At 67.2% G+C, this 17,757-nt stretch carries 13 protein-coding genes; 10 read left to right on the top strand and 3 right to left on the bottom strand.

Translation table 11 applies throughout. The features are described 5' to 3' along the window. Positions 1-105: 105 nt before the first annotated feature. Entirely contained in the window at positions 106-2,583 is a 2,478-nt protein-coding gene (locus HMPREF1868_RS06525; protein WP_062531368.1) for a YfhO family protein, read from the bottom strand. An 89-nt stretch (positions 2,584-2,672) separates the two neighbouring features. On the opposite strand from HMPREF1868_RS06525, the gene HMPREF1868_RS06520 reads away from it, so the two are divergent. From HMPREF1868_RS06520 to HMPREF1868_RS06485, 8 genes are all read left to right on the top strand, one after another. Then, the gene (locus tag HMPREF1868_RS06520; RefSeq protein WP_156439429.1) at positions 2,673-3,947 is read left to right on the top strand and encodes an ATP-grasp domain-containing protein; all 1,275 of its coding nucleotides are present in this window, start codon (positions 2,673-2,675) and stop codon (positions 3,945-3,947) included. Positions 3,948-4,009: 62 nt separating this feature from the next. After that, entirely contained in the window at positions 4,010-5,140 is a 1,131-nt protein-coding gene (gene rffA, locus HMPREF1868_RS06515) for a dTDP-4-amino-4,6-dideoxygalactose transaminase (protein WP_062531366.1), read from the top strand. A gap of 8 nt (positions 5,141-5,148) precedes the next feature. Beyond that, positions 5,149-6,120 (top strand): ATP-grasp domain-containing protein, encoded by a 972-nt coding sequence (locus HMPREF1868_RS06510; protein ID WP_062531365.1) that lies wholly within the window; start codon positions 5,149-5,151, stop codon positions 6,118-6,120. Positions 6,121-6,227: 107 nt separating this feature from the next. After that, entirely contained in the window at positions 6,228-6,815 is a 588-nt protein-coding gene (rfbC, locus tag HMPREF1868_RS06505; protein WP_009279016.1) for a dTDP-4-dehydrorhamnose 3,5-epimerase, read from the top strand. 17 nt (positions 6,816-6,832) lie between these two features. Beyond that, the gene (rfbD, locus tag HMPREF1868_RS06500; RefSeq protein WP_062531364.1) at positions 6,833-7,738 is read left to right on the top strand and encodes a dTDP-4-dehydrorhamnose reductase; all 906 of its coding nucleotides are present in this window, start codon (positions 6,833-6,835) and stop codon (positions 7,736-7,738) included. Between the two features lie 176 nt (positions 7,739-7,914). Beyond that, on the top strand, positions 7,915-9,018 hold the full coding sequence (gene rfbB / locus HMPREF1868_RS06495; protein ID WP_062531363.1) for a dTDP-glucose 4,6-dehydratase: 1,104 nt from the start codon (positions 7,915-7,917) through the stop codon (positions 9,016-9,018). A 186-nt stretch (positions 9,019-9,204) separates the two neighbouring features. Then, positions 9,205-9,408: a cold-shock protein gene (locus tag HMPREF1868_RS06490; RefSeq protein ID WP_040656760.1), complete on the top strand. Its 204-nt coding sequence runs from the start codon at positions 9,205-9,207 to the stop codon at positions 9,406-9,408. Between the two features lie 603 nt (positions 9,409-10,011). Continuing rightward, a complete protein-coding gene (locus HMPREF1868_RS06485) occupies positions 10,012-12,438 on the top strand; it encodes a glycosyltransferase family 2 protein (protein ID WP_231782272.1) in 2,427 nt (808 codons plus the stop codon). Positions 12,439-12,475: 37 nt separating this feature from the next. Here the strand turns inward: HMPREF1868_RS06485 and HMPREF1868_RS06480 are convergent, their stop codons facing one another. Beyond that, positions 12,476-13,630: a glycosyltransferase family 2 protein gene (locus HMPREF1868_RS06480; protein WP_062531362.1), complete on the bottom strand. Its 1,155-nt coding sequence runs from the start codon at positions 13,628-13,630 to the stop codon at positions 12,476-12,478. Between the two features lie 227 nt (positions 13,631-13,857). On the opposite strand from HMPREF1868_RS06480, the gene HMPREF1868_RS06475 reads away from it, so the two are divergent. Further along, positions 13,858-15,285, top strand: coding sequence for a Sapep family Mn(2+)-dependent dipeptidase (locus tag HMPREF1868_RS06475; RefSeq protein ID WP_062531361.1), 1,428 nt, complete (start codon positions 13,858-13,860; stop codon positions 15,283-15,285). A 73-nt stretch (positions 15,286-15,358) separates the two neighbouring features. On the opposite strand, the gene HMPREF1868_RS06470 is transcribed toward HMPREF1868_RS06475, so the two are convergent. Then, a complete protein-coding gene (locus HMPREF1868_RS06470; RefSeq protein ID WP_062531360.1) occupies positions 15,359-16,021 on the bottom strand; it encodes an HAD family hydrolase in 663 nt (220 codons plus the stop codon). 205 nt (positions 16,022-16,226) lie between these two features. On the opposite strand from HMPREF1868_RS06470, the gene HMPREF1868_RS06465 reads away from it, so the two are divergent. After that, a complete protein-coding gene (locus HMPREF1868_RS06465) occupies positions 16,227-17,639 on the top strand; it encodes a Sapep family Mn(2+)-dependent dipeptidase (RefSeq protein WP_062531359.1) in 1,413 nt (470 codons plus the stop codon). Positions 17,640-17,757 lie beyond the last annotated feature (118 nt).

The raw sequence follows: 17,757 nt of genomic DNA, 5'->3' as shown, positions 1-17,757 counted from the left end.
AGCAGGGCGTGGCGGGGCTGTCGGGAGGAATCCTGGCAGCCCCGTTTCTTGTGTCTACACGCCTTATTGAGGACGGACCACGTCTGTCCGTGGGAGTGGCGTCGACTACCTCGCCACCTTGCGCCTGCCCACAAGGCAGAGCGTGAGGCACGATGCCAGCCCGGCGAGGCTCATCAGGCAGCCCACGCCCAGGCCGGCGGGCGTGAAGCCGAGCTGGACGTGATGCTCGCCTGCGGGCAGGAAGAAGCCGACGAAGCCGTAGTTCGCCCTGAAGCTCTCGACCTCGCTGCCGTCGACCAGCACCTTCCATCCGTCGGCGTGGGGCACGGCGACGCAGGCGACCGCATTCGTCTTGGCAGACGCGCTGGCCTCGAGCGAGCCGTCCGTGGCTCGCGTGAAGTCCCCGAAGTCCGCTGCCCCGTCGCCCTCGTCGGCTCCGGGAAGCCTGCCTGCCTGTTCCGTGGAGGCCACCTCGTCCGGGACGATCACGGCCCTCTCCAAAAGGGCGCGCCTCTCGCCCGCATCGGGCAGCGCGTTGGCCTCTCCCTCGCTCACGACCGCCTGGCGCAGGCTGCCCAGGGAGCTCGCCTGGGCGTTCTCGTACACGTAGACGCTGCCTATGCGCTCGCGCAGCGACGCCCAGCTCGATCGCATCGGCTCCTTCGAGAGCACGTAGCGCAGGTTGAGCAGGGCGGGCACCCCGTCGGCGTCCGGCGCGTGCCTGTAGGCGTACTCCATCATGCTGCCCTGGCCGTAGGCCTCGGGCCACAGCCTGTCGAGGAACTCCCTGAGGTCGCTGTCTATGGTGCTGTTGTAGGTGGTGGCGGAGGGGTACGACTGCGCCAGCGAGTCGTTGTAGTGCGTCCAGTCCACGTACAGCTTGTCCACCCTCCAGACTCCCGGGTCCTCCTCCCTTAGCTTTTCCAAGGCGTCGAGCGTGTCCTTGTCCTTGGCGCCAAGGCTCGGCATGGCGTCTGGCTCCAGCGTGCCGCGCAGGTTGGTCACGAAGAAGGCGTCGCCCACCGAGGAGGCGAGGAGGGCGGCGACCAACGCGGTCTGGGCAAGACGACCCGCCCCGTCCCAGCCGGACCTCCCCACCGCCCACAGGCTTCCGGCGACGCACGCCGACGCCGCGGCGAAGAGCAGGCAGACGAGCCTGCCGTTGAGGGTGTGCGCGAGCGACCAGGCGACGACGAGGGCGGTCAGGGCCAGGGAGGCGAGAAGGAGGGGGCGTGACGTGCGCCCGGCAAGCACGCGCCTCTCCACCGCCACGGACATGGCGAGGCAGACGGGGAGGGCGAGGACGAAGCTGCTTCGGTAGTTCACGTACGCCATCGCGTTGAGCAGCGTGGGCAGGAGCTGGTCGAAGAGGTAGAGGGCGACGAGGAGCGCGGCGAGCGTGCAGAGGACGCGCTCCCTGCGGCTCCCCTCGTCATGGAGCCAGGAGAAGAACTGCCCGAGGAGCATGAGGCAGCCGGCGGAGTAGCCCAGCGCCGGGAACTCGTAGGCGAAGCCACGCTGGAAGTTCGTGCTCGCGAGGTCGACCACGTCGGGGGTGAAGCCCACGGCGCCCGTGTTGACGAGCCCGCTTCCAAGGAAGCGGCTGAGGACGTAGGGCAGCCAGTTCGCGGGCACCGGCGCGAGGGCGGCCGCGAGGCGCGCGGGCAGGGGGGAGCCTCCCGTGACGCGGCCCGTCTCGTCGAGGAGGAAGAGCGCATAGGGCAGGAAGAGCGCGCCAGAGAAGAGCAGCCCGCAGGCGACCGCCGCAGCGACCCACGCCAGCCCCTTGAGGTACGCTGCCACCCCGGGAGACTTGACGTGGAAGGGGAGGCGAAGGAGCACATAGAGCGCTGCCGCGACGAGCGACATGAACGCCGTGTAGGCGCTCCAGCCCACTGCCACTGCTACGACGGCGGAGACGAGCAGGAGGCGTACCGACGTCCGCCTCTGCATGAGGAGCTCGAGCACGAGGACGAGCGCCGTGAAGACGACGAAGGCCGACCCCAGCCAGTAGTGCTGCCCCCAGAGGACGAGGTAGCCGGAGAAGGCATAGAGGAGCGAGCTCAGCACGCGCGCCAGCCTGCTGTCACAGAAGCCCACGAGGAGGTGGTCGAAGAGCAGTCCGGCACAGACTATCCTGAGGGCCTGCACCACGACCAGCACGAGGGCGAGCCTTCCCTCCCCAAGCGCGAGGCCAAGGGGCACTAGGACGAGGTTGAAGGGGTCGAAGAGCCAGGACTGGAACGAGGTGACGCCCGTTCCCAGGCCGTAGTCGAAGTTGAAGGAGAGGGCCGACCCCTCCCTCACGCGGCCGATCAGGTTGAGGTAGAAGGGGACGTACTGGTCTATGGTGTCCGTCCCCGCGTCCCCCGCCCCATACACGAAGAGCCTGCCGCCCATGAGCATGGCGCCATACACCAGGGCGACGCCCAGCGCGAGCCCGCAGCAGAGGACAGCCAGCTCGCGTGCGTCGCGCCTTCCCGACACGTCCCCCTCCCGCGCGAGGAGGCGCGGCGCGAGCGACGCGAGGAGGAGCGAGAGGGCGGAGATGGGAAGCTCGAAGGCGTAGTCGGCCCAGTTCAATGGGATGCTCCTCTGAGGAAGGGGGACGCGGATTCATCACTGCTATCATATTCTCCATCCGACTGTCCATGCGGTGATGGGAGCGCGCAGTGTCAGAAGACCGACATCGTCTGGTCGTGCTGGGGTCGATGGACGAGTTCGTCCCGCTGGTGAGGAAGGCCCGGGAGCGCGGCTGGCACACGATCGTCTGCGACGGGTATCCCAACACCCCCGCAAAGCTGATCGCCGACGAGTCGTACGACGTCGACCCGCGCGACGCGGACGCCGTGGCGCGCCTCTGCGCCGAGGTCTGCGCCGACGGCATCGTGAGCTCGTACTCGGACCTGCTCGCGGAGTGCTGCGCGAACATCGCACAGCGCGCTGGGCTGGGCTGCCCGCTCCCTCCCGACCGCCTCGCATACCTGCGTGACAAGTCGCTCATGAAGGGGATGTTCGACGAGCTGGGGATTCCCTATCCCAAGACCGCCAGGGTGAGGAGGGGACACGTCCGCGAGGACCTCGAGGGCATGGGCTTCCCCTGCGTGACGAAGCCCGCCGACGCCTGGGGGTCGCATGGCGTGAGGGTCTTGGGGGACGCGCGGGAGGTGGAGGCCGCCTACGACGAGGTGGCCGGCTACTCGGACGCTCCCTACATCTTCGTCGAGGAGTATGATGACGGGCTCGAGTTCAACCTCATGTCGTGGGTCGTGGACGGCCGTCCCGTCGTGCTCGAGGTCGCCGACCGGGAGAAGAGCGACGACGGCGAGGCGACGGTCCCCTGGGTGAGTCGCATCGTCTACCCCAGCGCGCACACGGACGACGTCCTGGGCGAGGCGACGGAGATGCTCCAGAAGGTGGCAGGCTACGTCGGGCTCCTCAATGGCCCCCTGTGCATGCAGTTCTTCTGGGCCCCCGGCAGGGGCGTCAGGGTCTGCGAGTGCGCGGGACGCATCTTCGGCTATGAGCACGAGCTGCTCGAGTACGCGAGCGCCGGGGCCGTCTGCGTCGAGGACCTCCTGCTCGACAACGTCTATGACCCCGTCGCCGTCTCGTCCCGCCTCGAGGGGCATGACCCCCACCTGGCCGACGTCGCGGCGGGCCTCTACTTCCACGGAAGGGACGGCCGCGTCGCCTCCGTGGGCGGGCTCCCCGACGAGTCCGACCCCCTCGTCAAGGAGACGATCGTCTACTACCGGCCCGGGGAGATCATCTCGCACCAGGTGGGCGACAAGCCCTATGCCGCCCGCGTGTACCTCTGCTCCCCAGACCGCGGGGAGCTCGACCGCAGGACCGACGAGCTCTTCCAGAGCGCGAGCATGACCGACGGGCAGGGGAGGGAGCTCCTCCTCAGGAACCGGCGGAAGTCCCCGGAGGGCACCGCCTAGGCTGCCGGCCCCACGATGCGTCCCCTCTCGCCCAGTTCAAGAAGACACCAGGAGTTCACAGGATGATTGACTTCAACGTACCCCCCTACGTGGGAACCGAGATGCAATACGTGAGGGAGGCGGCGGAGAGGAACCACAAGATCTGCGGTGACGGCCCCTTCTCGCTCAAGTGCCACAAGTGGATGGAGGAGCGCTTCGACGCGGAGAAGGTCCTCCTCACCACCAGCGGGACCTCCGCCCTCGAGATGGCCGCCGTCCTCTGCGACCTCGAGCCGGGCGACGAGGTGATCCTGCCGAGCTTCACCTTCTCGTCCACCGCCACGGCCTTCCAGGCCGTGGGCGCGATCCTCGTGTTCGTGGACATCCGACCCGACACCATGAACATGGACGAGGAGAGGGTCGAGTCCGCCATCACCGAGCGTACCCGCGTGATCGTGCCCGTGCACTACGCCGGAGTCTCCTGCGAGATGGACCGCATCATGGACATCGCCCGCAGGCATGGCCTCCTCGTCGTCGAGGACGCCGCCCAGGGCGTCATGAGCAGCTACCACGGGCGGGCGCTCGGGACCATCGGCACCTTTGGCTGCTACTCCTTCCACGAGACCAAGAACTACTCCATGGGCGAGGGCGGCGCCATCGTGATCAACGTCCCCGCCTACATCGAGAGGGCCGAGATCATACGCGAGAAGGGCACCAACCGGCAGCGCTTCTTCCGCGGGCAGGTGGACAAGTACACCTGGGTGGACCGCGGCAGCTCCTACCTCCAGAGCGACCTCAACGCGGCCTACCTGTGGGGCCAGCTCCAGGCGGCGGACCAGATCAACGACGACCGCCTTGCCACCTGGCATGCCTACCGGGACGCATTCGCGCCCCTGGCCGAGGGGGGGCTCGTGGAGCTTCCCGTCGTCCCCGAGGGCTGCGTCCACAACGCCCACATGTTCTATCTCAAGTGCCGCGACCTCGGGCAGCGCCAGGAGCTCATCGCCCACCTCAAGAAGCGTGGGGTCATGGCCGTCTTCCACTACATCCCCCTGCACAGCTCGCCTGCTGGCCTGCGCTTCGGTCGCTTCGACGGCGAGGACCTGCACACTACGCGCGAGAGCGAGCGCCTGGTGCGGCTTCCCCTCTACTTTGGCATGTCCGCCACGGACCGCGACGTGGTCATCCGCGCCGTGCTCGACTTCTTCGAATAGGGGCACCCATGGAGCAGAGGGTCGCGCTCGTCACGGCAATAGGGTCCTTTTCGGCCGAGGCAGTGGTCCAGGGGCTGCACGACCAGGGCGTCAGGGTGGTGGGCGTGGACGTCTACCCACGGGAGTGGGTGGCGCAGAGCCTCTTCGTGGACTCCTTCCGCCAGGCCCCCTTCGCCTCGTCCGAGGCGAAGTACTCCGCCTTCGTGCGGGAGGTCTGCGCCAGCGAGGGGGTGGGGCTCCTTCTCCCCCTGACGGACGTCGAGGTGGACTTCTTCAACGCCCATCGCGACCTGCTGGCTGACTTGGGCACGAAGGTGCTCATCTCCCCGGCGTCCGCGCTCGCCCTCTGCCGCGACAAGCGTGCGATGGCGGAGTTCCTCAAGGGATCGAAGTCCGGCGTGCGGGGCATCCCCACCGTCCCCCTCGCATCCCTGGACGGGCGCTATCCGGGGCATCCCGTGGTGGTGAAGCCGCTCGACGGCAGGAGCAGCCAGGGCCTCACGCGCGTGAGGGGGCCGGAGGACTGGCGTGCGGTCTGCCCTCCCGACCCCGAGCGCTACATCGTGCAGCCCCTCGTCGAGGGGCCGGTCGTCACCGTGGACGTCGTCCGCGACCAGTGCGGATCGGCCGTCGTCGCCGTCCCGCGAAGGGAGCTCCTGCGCACGCCCAACGGGGCGGGAACGTCGGTGCGCATGTTTCACGACGACGCGCTCGTTGCCGCCTGCCAGGGGTTGGCGGACGAGCTTGGCGTGGTGGGCTGCGTCAACCTCGAGTTCATAGAGGAGGCGGAGGGGGCATACCGCTTCCTCGAGTGCAACCCGCGCTTCTCGGGCGGCGTGAAGTTCAGTTGCATGGCCGCGTACGACTGCGTCGCCAACCACCTGAGGGCACATCTCGGCGGGCCCATCGCGGGGCTGGGGGAGTACGAGGACTGCTTCATCGCCCGCAGGTATAGCGAGTTCGTGACGTCGAGGCCCTGACGTTCGTCCTGCCGTTCTGGTGCCTTCGTGCCCGTTTGGCCAGCACGCGGTGCCTTGTCCTACACTCTTGGGGCGCAACCATCCCGTCCCATACTTGAGAGGTGCTCATGCAAGAGACAGTCAGCTCCGGAAACTTCACCTTCACTCCCACGTCCATCGAGGGAGTGACCGTCGTCGACTGCAAGTCCTATGGTGACGCCCGCGGCTACTTCATGGAGACCTACAAGCGCTCCGACTTCGTGGCGGGCGGGATCGACGCCGACTTCGTCCAGGACAACCAGAGCTCCTCCACCCAGGGCGTGCTGCGTGGCCTCCACTTCCAGATCGACCACCCCCAGAGCAAGCTGGTCCGCGTCGTGGAGGGGGAGGTCTTCGACGTCGCCGTCGACCTGCGCGAGGGCAGCCCGACCTTCGGCAAGTGGGAGGGCGTGGTCCTCTCGGCCCAGAACCACCGCCAGTTCTTCGTCCCCCGCGGCTTCGCGCACGGCTTCTACGTGCTGAGCGAGACGGCGGTATTCTGCTACAAGTGCGACGACGTCTACCATCCCAACGACGAGGGCGGCCTCATGTGGGACGACCCGACGATAGGGGTCGAGTGGCCCCTGGTCGAGGGCGTCGAGGTCAACCTGTCCGAGAAGGACACCAGGCATCCCAGCTTCTCCGACTACTGCTCTGCCCGCGGCATCGCCCGCTAGCGAGGGAAGGAACGCCCATGAAGATTCTGGTAACCGGCTCCCACGGCCAGCTGGGCAACGAGCTGCGCCGCCTCATCAAAGAGGGCCATTCCGAGATCGGGCCCATTCCCGAGGCCTACGCGGGCGCGGACGTCGACTACATAGACATCGAGGACCTGGACATATCCGACGCGGCGGCCGTCGACTCCTGGTTTGACGCCCATGGGCCATACGACCTCACCATCAACTGCGCCGCGATGACTAACGTCGACGGCTGCGAGGCCAACTTCCCGGCCGCCTTCGCGGCGAACGCCCTGGGTCCCATGAACCTCGCCCGCGCCTGCTCGCGACAGGGGGCGACGCTCGTCCAGGTCTCCACGGACTACGTGTTTCCCGGCAACGTCGAGGGCGAGCGCCTCGAGTCCGACGTCCCGGCGCCCATCAGCGCCTATGGGCGCTCGAAGCTGGCGGGGGAGGGCCTTGCCCTCGCCGCCAACCCCAGGACCTTCGTGCTCCGCACGGCCTGGCTCTATGGCTACGTGGGGAAGAACTTCGTGAAGACCATGCTGCGCCTCGCCGAGACGCACGACCGGGTGACCGTCGTCGACGACCAGATGGGCAACCCCACCAGCGCGAACGACCTTGCGCACGAGATCCTCTCGCTTGCGGTGACTGGGGTTTACGGCATCTACCACTGCACCAACGAGGGCACCTGCTCCTGGGCCGACTTCGCCCAGGCGACCTTCGAGGAGTTTGGCAAGGGTTGCGGGGTCGTCCGCTGCACGAGCGAGGAATACAAGCGGGCCAACCCCGCCTCCGCAGACCGTCCCCGCTTCTCGGCGCTCAGGAACGCCCGTCTGGAGGCGACCATTGGCAACCAGATGAGGCCATGGAGGGAGGCGCTGCGCTCCTATCGCCAGAACTTCGACGAACTTGCCGGATAAGCCCATGGGCGTGGCGCACGATCGCGGGACGCATGATGGCCTGGAGAGGTGCGGACGCAGGACGAGCATGGCGTTTGTGTTCGTCTCTGCACGTGATGGCCTGCGTCCGTAGAATCTAGGGAAGAGAGACCGCCCGAAGTTGGCCAGCTTCCCGATCAACGCTTGGAGGAACCCCCTTGAAGACCTACCTCGTCACCGGCGGCGCCGGATTCATCGGATCGAACTTCGTGCTGTACATGCTGCGCAAGCACGACGACATCCGCATCGTCAACGTGGACGCCCTCACCTATGCGGGCAACCTCGAGAACCTCGCCTCCATCGAGGGCGACGACCGCCACGTCTTCCTGCACGCGGACATCCGCGACGAGAAGGCCATGAGCGACGCCCTCGCCACCTACCAGCCCGACTACGTGATCAACTTCGCCGCCGAGAGCCACGTGGACCGCTCCATCGCGAACCCCGGCATCTTCGCCGACGCCAACGTGATGGGCACCGTGAACCTGCTCAACTGCTGCCGCGCCGCCTGGGACGACGGCAAGGGCGGCTTCGGCGACCACCGCTACCTGCAGGTGGGCACCGACGAGGTGTACGGCACCCTGGCCATCCCGGAGAAGATCAACTCTGACGGGAGCCCCGCCGACCCCGAGCATACCGACTACTTCCGCGAGACCACGCCGCTCAACCCGCACAGCCCCTACAGCGCGTCCAAGACCTCTGCCGACCTCTTCGTCAAGGCCTATCACGACACCTACGGCTTCCCTGCGGTCATCACGCGCTGCTCCAACAACTACGGGCCCTTCCAGTTCCCCGAGAAGCTCATCCCCCTCATGATTCACAACGCGCTGAACCACAGGGAGCTTCCCGTGTATGGTGATGGGCTCAACGTGCGCGACTGGCTCTATGTGGACGACCACTGCAAGGCCATCGACATGGTCGCCACGGGAGGCCGCCTGGGCGAGGTCTACAACGTGGGCGGACACAACGAGCGCGCCAACATCTACATCGTGAAGACGATCATCGCCGAGGTGGCCAAGGTCACGGGCGACGAAGCCGTGAACGAGGGGCTCATCCGCCACGTCACCGACCGCGCCGGGCACGACCGCCGCTACGGCATGGCGCCGGACAAGATCCGCGAGGAGCTGGGCTGGTACCCCGAGACCCCCTACGAGGAGGGCATCGTGAAGACCATCCGCTGGTACCTGGACAATCCCGAGTGGGTCGACCACGTGACCAGCGGCTCTTACCAGGAGTACTACGCGAGGATGTACGACGGCAGGTAAGACCGCTTTCCGGTGGAGTCTGATTTGTGGGGCATTCCGTGGGAATGCCCCATTTTCTTGAGCCGGCGCGATTGTTGCCCAGAACCTCAGGGCAATGGGGTACACTAGCTCTTGTGACTAGGTGTCACAATGTATCGCGCGACAGCGCAGCGCTTCGCCCCTCGGGGCAAGAAAGAAAGGCACGACATGGCACAGGGTACTGTTAAGTGGTTCAACCCCGACAAGGGCTATGGCTTCATCTCTCGCGAGGATGGCGACGACCTGTTCGTCCACTACTCCGAGATCCAGATGGACGGCTTCAAGACTCTGGACGAGGGCCAGGCTGTCGAGTTTGACATCACCACCGGCCAGAACGGCAAGCTCCAGGCTTCCAACGTTCACAAGATGTAAGTGCCCTGCAAAACAGCAGGTAGAAGGCTTGTATAAAGCTTTCGTGCCCCAATTCGCCCATCACGGCGGGTTGGGGCGCTTTCTTGCGTCGTGATTCCGTCCATCCGTCGGCTAGGCGACGCTCACGACGTCGAACGCGTGCGACTCTCGCAAACCTGTGACGTCGAACGCGCACGCCTCTCGTCTAAAAACGTCGAATGCGTGATAGTTGCATCCCAAAGCGTCCAACGCGTGCCAATTTCGTCCCAAAGCGTCCAACGCGTGCGTTTCTTGCCCCAAAGCGTCGAACGCGTCTGAGACAATCGCGCCAACTGGGCAAACGCGGTGGCCTCAGACGCGTCGGACGCTTTCGCCGTTTCGGGGGACGCGTTTGACGTTGTCGGCATGTCGATAGACGCGTCGGACGCCGTCGTCACGCCAAGAGGCGCGTCGGACGTAGTCGTTACATCGAGAGGCGCGTCGGACGTAGTCGTTACATCGAGAGACGCGTCGGACGCCGCCGGCCTCTGCCCGCCCGAGCTCCGACCTCTGCCGGGAGGGGGACACCTCGCTTGGGGCGGATATACTTCTTCTTGAGCGGCGACGGCAGACTGGGAGCGAAGCGTGAGATGTGTTGCGATGTGCAGGGGTCTGGGCGTGGGCTACGCCTGCGTCCTCCTCGACCGTCCGGCCGGGATGCTGGAGGCCAGGGTATCCACCCATGCTGGTGACGAGGTCCCCTCTCGTTGCCTTCCCGTCGGACCGGGCGTGCGCGAGACGCTCTGCCACCATGCCGCCGCAGGCTGCGTATGGGTCGTAGTGCTCCCCCTCCTCTCCACGGACTGCGACATTGCGCTCGAGTCTCCCTCTGGGGAGAAGGGCCGCCTGAGGTTCTCCGCTCGCGGCTCCAAGCTGCAGTCCCGTCTCCTCACCCTGCGCCATCCCCAGGTGGCGTCGGCCATTCGCGGGATCGAGCGCAGGGCTTCGGGGGCGACCGCCTCCCTCAGCGTCAGGGAGGTCTGGCCCAAGGGGGATGACGTCGCCGTGTGGCGGCTGGGCGCGACCTTCCCCGAGGAGGGTGCGAGCGGGCCCGAGCTCGAGGTCCTCTCGTCCGACGCCTCTCGGCAGGTGCATGCCAGATGGCACCTGCTCGAGGACCAGCTGGTGAGGGATGCGGTGGGTTCCCGCCGCGTCATGAGCTTCTCCCTGGAGCTTCCCCGCAACCTCGACCACTTCTGCGTGGTCGTCCGCGTGGGGGAGAGGAGCTGCTTCGCGGGCATGCACCCCAACGTCGCCGCCTCCCACTGGGCCAGGACGAACGAGCGCCTGGGCGCGGCATACGCCGATCCCGCCTACGAGCGCTGGTTCGAGGCCCACCGCGCGACCGACGCAGAGCTTGGCCGCCAGCGCCGGGACTGGAGGGACTCCCTTGGCCCGGACGCGCCGCTCGTCTCGCTCGTGATGCCCGTGTACAGGACGCCTGCCAGCTTCCTGAGCGAGGCCGTGGGCTCGGTCCTCGCGCAGTCATATCCCAACTGGGAGCTCGTGCTGGTCAACGCCAGCGGGCCCTGCGACTCCGTCGACCAGGTCCTGGGCGCGATCGACGACCCCCGCATAAAGGTCGTGGAGGTGGAGAACCGCTCGATCGCGGAGAACACGAATGCCGGTATAGCTGCCGCAACGGGCGACTACGTCGGCTTCATGGACCATGACGACGTGCTGGAGGGAGACTGCCTCTGGTGCTATGCCCAGGAGGTCGCCAGCAACCCCGAGGTCGACCTCCTCTATTGCGACGAGGACAGGCTCAGGGACGGGCACCTGCACGGGCCTGCCTTCAAGTCTCCTCCCAGCCTGACCAAGTTGCACGGCCACAACTACGTGACGCACCTCCTCATGGTGAGCAGGAGGGTCCTCGACCTCACGGAGCGCTCTGGCGCGGACGTGGCGGGCGCGCAGGACTTCGACCTCACCCTCAAGGCCTTCGAGGTCGCGCGAGACGTCGTGCGGGTCCCGCGGGTGCTCTACCACTGGAGGGAGCACGGAGGCTCCACGGCGGGAGGTGGCGACCAGAAGCCCTACGCCCACGTGGCAGGCAGGATCGCGCTCGAGCGTCACCTTGCCCGCCGCGGTCTCGTCGCGAGCGTGGGCGACGGGCCTCTGCCCTACACCTATCGCGTCCGCTACGACTTGGGCGAGGAGCCGCCCCTGGTGAGCGTCATCGTGCCCAACCGCGACCACGCGGGGCTTCTGGGGCGCTGTGCCAGGAGCCTGCTCGACCGCACCGACTACCCGCGCCTCGAGCTGGTGGTGGTGGAGAACGGGAGTTGCGACCAGGAGACGTTCGACCTCTACGAGAGCCTTCGGCAGGACCCGCGCGTGCGCGTCGTGAGCTGGCAGCCGCGCCACGAGGGCGAGTTCAACTACTCCGCCATCGTCAACCTGGGGGCCTCGCACGCCCTGGGAGACGTGCTCCTCTTCCTCAACAACGACACGGAGGTCATCGACCCCTCCTGGATGTCGGAGCTGGTGGGGGAACTCGGGAGGCCCGAGGTGGGAGTCGTGGGGGCCAAGCTCCTCTACGAGGACGACCTCGTGCAGCATGCGGGCATGGTGGCCAATGCCAACTGCGACTTCGCCCACGTCAACCAGAACCTGGCGGCCGACGCGCTGGGATACGGCTACTCCGCCGGCCTGCCCGGAGACTTCTCCATGGTGACGGGCGCCTGCCAGGCGGTGAGGCGCGAGGTCTTCGACGAGCTGGGGGGCTACGACGAGGAGCTGGCGGTAGGCTTCAACGACGGCGACTTCTGCCTGCGGGCGCGCGAGGCGGGCTACGTGGTCGCGTACACGCCGTATGCCCGCCTGCGCCACCGGGAGTTCTCGTCACGCGGGCGCGAGTCCGTGGACGTGGGCATGCGTCAGCGCTACCTGAGCGAGAAGGCCCTCGTCGTACGGAAGCACCCTGGCTTCTTCGCGAAGGGGGACCCTGCCGTCGACCCCAACCTGGACAGCTTCAGTGACTACTTCCAGCTGAGGCACGACGAAGCATAGGGTGCCGCCCCGAGGTTGCCGCCCCGCCCGGGCGCGCCTAGCGCCCCGCCCCGCCCGTGACATCCCTGAACGCTCGCAGGGGAGAGGTGATCGTCCTGCCTATCTTGAAGGAGGCCGACCCGGTCACGCACTCCAGCTCGCCCGCCAGGGCGTCAAGGCCCAGCCTGGCGAACGAGAGGTCGGTCTGCGAGCGCCGGACCTCCTCCTTCTCGAGGGCGAAGTAGCGGAAGAGGAGCTCGTCCAGGGGCAGCTCGAGAATCGCCTCGCAGCGGTCCCAGCGGTCGGGGTTGATGGCGTCCTCGCGTGCCAGCTGGTCGAAGCGCAGCTCACGCAAGCCCTCGTCGTGCATCTTCTGGTAGATCGCGGAGAAGCCCTCGAGGGAGCGTGCGCGCTGGAGGTTCATCGCGACGCCCTCCGTGACCCAGTTCACGAAGGACTGTCCGTACAGCTCCCAGGTACCCTCCCCGTCAATCTGGTCCCTGAGCTCGACGAAGGCGTCGTAGAAGTCGAGGGGGTACGAGTCGCTCGTGAAGAGGGCGCTTCCGGGGTTGTTCACCCGGTAGCGGTGGAGGGGGCGGTCAAGGAGCGCTATCCGGTGCGCCTCGGTCAGGGCCCTGCAGGTGAAGAGCAGGTCGGCCGTGCGGTGGACGTGCTGGAAGCGGAGCCCGCGCCCTTGCACGAAGCTCGCTCGCCAGAGCTTGTTGTGCACCCAGTTCTGGAAGGAGTTGAGTATGCGCTGGGGGTGCTCGTGAGGGTCGAACACGTCCGCGCCTATCCAGTCGACGTCGAAGCACCAGTGGAAGTACCTGAGCTCGCCCGTCTGGTCGTCGAGCTCCTGCGTTCGGAAGACGACCAGGTCTGCGTCGGTCTCCTCCCCGCGGGCGATGGCCTCTTCGAGGAGGGTGGGCTCCATGAGGTCGTCCGAGTCGAGGAAGTAGAGCCATTCTCCCCTGCAGGCGGCGCGACCGGCGTCGCGGGCCACGCCCTCGCCGCCGTTGGGCTGGTCTATGACACGGATGCGCGGGTCGGTGGAGGCGAGGCGCTCGAGTAGCTCGAGGGTGCCGTCGGTGGAGCCGTCGTTGACCAGGACGAGCTCGAAGTCCCCCATGGTCTGGGCCAGCGCGGAGGCCACCGTCTGCTCGATGTGCCGCACCGCGTTGTAGCAGGGTATGGCTATGGACGCCTTGGGCATGTGGGGCTCTCCGTTCGAAGTCTACGGTCCCAATCAGTCTAGACGAGCCCGTGCCGGGGTTGTATCGTCGCACGCGGCCAACGGAGGGCGTGCAATGCCATGTCCCCGTTCCTTGTCCAGAATTGGACCTTGGCCCTTGTGCGGCCGACGACTGGCGCGGCATGCCACGCGTCGCTTGCCAGAGGGTAGACTCAGGTCGCTGAGCAAACGTCGACTTTGGAGGACGCATGACCGAAGAGGAGCTCAAGGAACGGCTTGACGCATATGTGGACGAGGTCTGGGAGGATGCCGTCGAGGACATCCGCTCGCTCGTGAGGATTCGCTCCGTCGAGGACCTCGGGGCGGCCGCGCCAGGCATGCCCTGGGGGCCGGCCAGCCACGACGCCCTGGTGCAGGGCCTCAAGATCGCCGAGCGCCTGGGCCTGGAGGCCCACGAGTGCGAGGGCTACATCGGTTATGCGGACTTGCCGGGCGACTCGAGGCGACAGATCGCCACCATCGCGCACACCGACGTCGTGCCCGAGGGTCTGGGCTGGACCGTCGACCCCTTCGACGTGACCCGAAGGGATGGCTACCTCATCGGCCGCGGCGTCCTCGACGACAAGGGCCCCCTGGTCCTCTCGCTCTATGCCGCGCACTTCTTCAAGCGCCTTGCCGATCGCACGGGCAAGAGGCTGCCCCGCACCCTTCGCTGCATCGTGGGCAACGCGGAGGAGACCACGATGGGCGACCTCAAGTGGTACCTCGCCCACTACGACGGGCCCGACTTCTGCTTCTCGCCGGATGCCGACTTCCCCCTGATCTGCGGCGAGAAGGGCGTCTTCCATGGCCACTTCACCTCCGCGAAGGCCTTTGGGGGCGAGGGGGAGAGCCGCATCGCCTGGATGGATGGCGGCACCGTCGCCAACGCCATCCCCGGTCGCGCCGAGGCGCTCGTGCGTGCCGACGTCCCCGCCCTTCCGGCGGCCGAGGGCATCGAGCTCAAGGAGGAGCCCTCGGGTCTCGTCCGCATCGTCGCCACGGGCAGGGGAGGGCACGCGTCGCTTCCCGAGGGGACGCTCAACGCCATCGGTCTGCTCGTGGGCTACCTGCTCGACAACGGAATCTGCAGTGCGGGCGAGAGGGGCTTCCTCGAGCTCCAGCACGCCCTCTGCGCCTCGGGGCACGATGGCGCCGCGCTGGGCATCAAGACCTCGGACGAGAAGTTCGGCCCCCTCACCGCCATCGGCGGGACCGTGCGCACGGTGGGTGGCCGTCTCGTCCAGACCGTGGACAGCCGGTATCCCACGAGCATCGACGGCGACGCCATCCGCGAGCGCCTGGGTGCCCTCGCCGAAGCCCATGGCGCCAGCTTCGCCGTCGACCAGGACAAGGTGCCCTTCTACATCGACCCGCAGAGCCCCGAGGTCCAGTGCCTCCTCAGGAGCTACGACGACTACGCGGGCGGCAGGAGCGAGGCCTTCGTGATCGGGGGAGGCACCTACGCGCGCCTCTTCGAGAGGGCCTGCGCCTTCGGTCCCCACGAGCCCAAGGAGGAGGTCCCCGACTGGGTGGGACCCGAGCACGGGGCCGACGAGGGCGTGAGCGAAGAGAGCCTGCGCCGTGCGCTCAAGGTCTACGTCCTTGCCATCTGGAGACTCATGCAGCTCGACTAGCCGAAGCCGGCATTCCCGGACGAGCCTGCCTCATTGCGACCCTCCCGTGCGCTTGGGCGTGCGGGAGGGTCGCCTACAGTTCGATGTCGCGCCAGTCGTCCAGCCAGAGCTCCGCAGACTCCCTGAGCGCCTCGACCTCCTGGGTCGGGTCGTCGCAGCGCACCCCGCAGGTGAGGAAGCCCGCCTCGCGGGCGGCGCGCGTGCCGGGCACGATGTCCTCGAAGACGATGGTCTCCTGCGGCTCCCCGCCGAGCTCGTCCGCGCAGGCGAGGTAGATGTCGGGCTCGCTCTTGGGCACCTCGACCTCGCGGTTCGTGACCAGCACGTCGAAGAGGGACCGGAGGTCGACCCTCTGCATGCTCAGGAGCACCTCGGGGTCGTTGGTCGTGGCGAGCCCCAGGGGGATCCCCCGGGACCTCAGCTCCCGCAGGTAGCGCAGGGCGCCGGGCCTCAGGCTCGCCTGCGTCTCGTAGAGCGCCCGGCCCAGGCGGTTCCACTCGTCGCAGATGTCCTCCACCGTCTCTTCCAGGCCAAAGCGCTGGATGGTGTAGGCTGCCCCTGCCGCAAACCCCAGCGCGTTCATGGCCTGGGGGTAGTCCTCCTCGTAGGGAAGCCCGCGCGAGCTCAGGAAGACCTCGTCGACCTGTCGCCAGATGCCTGCTGTGTCGCTTAGGGTCCCGTCAAAGTCGAATATCGCCACGGAGAAGCGGGGAGGCCAGAGTTCCTGCGGTGCCATGGGGCTCCTCTCGGATTCTTGCGCGACGTCCTGCCGCGTGGGCGTGCGACCCATTGTAGCGGCAGCTTCGCCAAGGGGTCGCGCCGACGGGCGCAATGGCCCCCGCTTGCCGTACCGCGCGCGAGGTCGCCAGAACATGTCGGCCGTCAATGCTACCCTTGCAGCGTTTGCAATAACGAGGCGTCTCTATGCGAAAGGAGACAGGATGGGCGACGAAGAGCTGAAGCAGGAGGTCCACCAGTACGTCGAGGACGTCTGGGAGGACGTCGTCAAGGACATCGAGTCCCTCGTGGCCATCAGGTCCGTCGAGGACATGGGCAACGCGAGGCCCGGCATGCCCTATGGTCCCGCACCCTACGAAGCGCTGAGCGAGGCGCTTGGGATAGCCTCTCGCCTGGGCCTTGACGCCCACGACTGCGAGGGCAGGATTGGCTATGCGGACCTCGAGGGGGACTCGCCCAAGCAGATCGCGACCATCGGTCACACCGACATCGTCCCCGAGGGGACCGGCTGGCACTACGACCCCTTCAAGGTCACCCGCAAGGACGGCTTCCTCATCGGTCGCGGCGTCCTCGATGACAAGGGCCCCACGGTCCTCTCGCTCTATGCGGCCAAGTACTTCGTCGACAAGGTGGCCGCCACGGGCAGGAGGCTGCCCTACACCCTGCGCTGCATCCTCGGCAACAACGAGGAGACCGACATGCGCGACGTCGAGTGGTACATCGAGAACTTCGAGCAGCCCGAGTTCCTCTTCACGCCCGACGCGGACTTTCCGCTGATTTGCGGCGAGAAGGGTGGCTACTCCGCCACCATCCGCTCGGGCAGGGTCTCTGACGTGATCGTGGACTTCGACGGCGGGACGGTGGGCAACGCCGTCGCCGGCGAGGCCGCGGCCGTCGTGCGCGCCAGTGCGGCGAGCCTTCCCGCGGCGGAGCGCATCGACGTCGAGGAGGCGGGGGAGGGCCTCGCGCGAATCGTGGCCCACGGCATCGGCGCGCACGCCTCGACTCCCGAGGGCTCCATCAACGCGATAGGCCTCATCGTCGACTACCTGCTCCAGAACGGGCTCTGCGGCGAGGGCGAGCGCGAGTTCCTCGAGCTCGAGCGCCTCGTCTTTGGCTCCACGGACGGCTCGACCCTGAACATCGCCGCGACGGACGACCTCTTCGACCCCCTCACCTGCATCGGTGGCACCATCCGCACCAAGGACGGCGTCTTCGAGCAGACCATCGACTCCCGCTATCCCAAGTCCATCACCTCCGACAAGATCACGGCTGAGGTGGGCGCCCTCTGCGAGGCACACCACTGCAGCCTGACCGTCGATCTCGACATGGTGCCCTTCTACACCGACCCCGCCGCCGAGGGCATCCAGACCCTGGTGCGCACCTACAACGAGTACACGGGTCGCAACGACCAGCCCTACACCATCGGAGGCGGGACCTACGCGCGCCACTTCAAGGCCGGCGGCGCCTTTGGTCCCAACGACCCGCACTTCCCCATGCCCTACTGGGTCGGGGCCGAGCACAGCGCCGACGAGGGCTTCGAGGAGGCGCAGTTCAAGCGTGCTCTCGAGATCTACATCGTGAGCATCGCCAGGCTCATGGAGCTCGAGTTCTAGAGGCGCGGCCAAGACGTGGCCTCACGCGTGCGCGGCCGGGGTGGGAATCGTCCTGCCTCGGCCGCGCCGTTTGGCTGAATGGTTCCTGTCATTTCCATGCCACGGCCTATACTAGGAG

This window comes from Olsenella sp. DNF00959 (assembly GCF_001553055.1).
In the GTDB taxonomy this organism is placed as follows: domain Bacteria; phylum Actinomycetota; class Coriobacteriia; order Coriobacteriales; family Atopobiaceae; genus Olsenella_I; species Olsenella_I phocaeensis.
The sequence above is the reverse complement of the archived record's forward strand: the minus strand, read 5'-3'. Positions and strand labels throughout refer to the sequence as shown.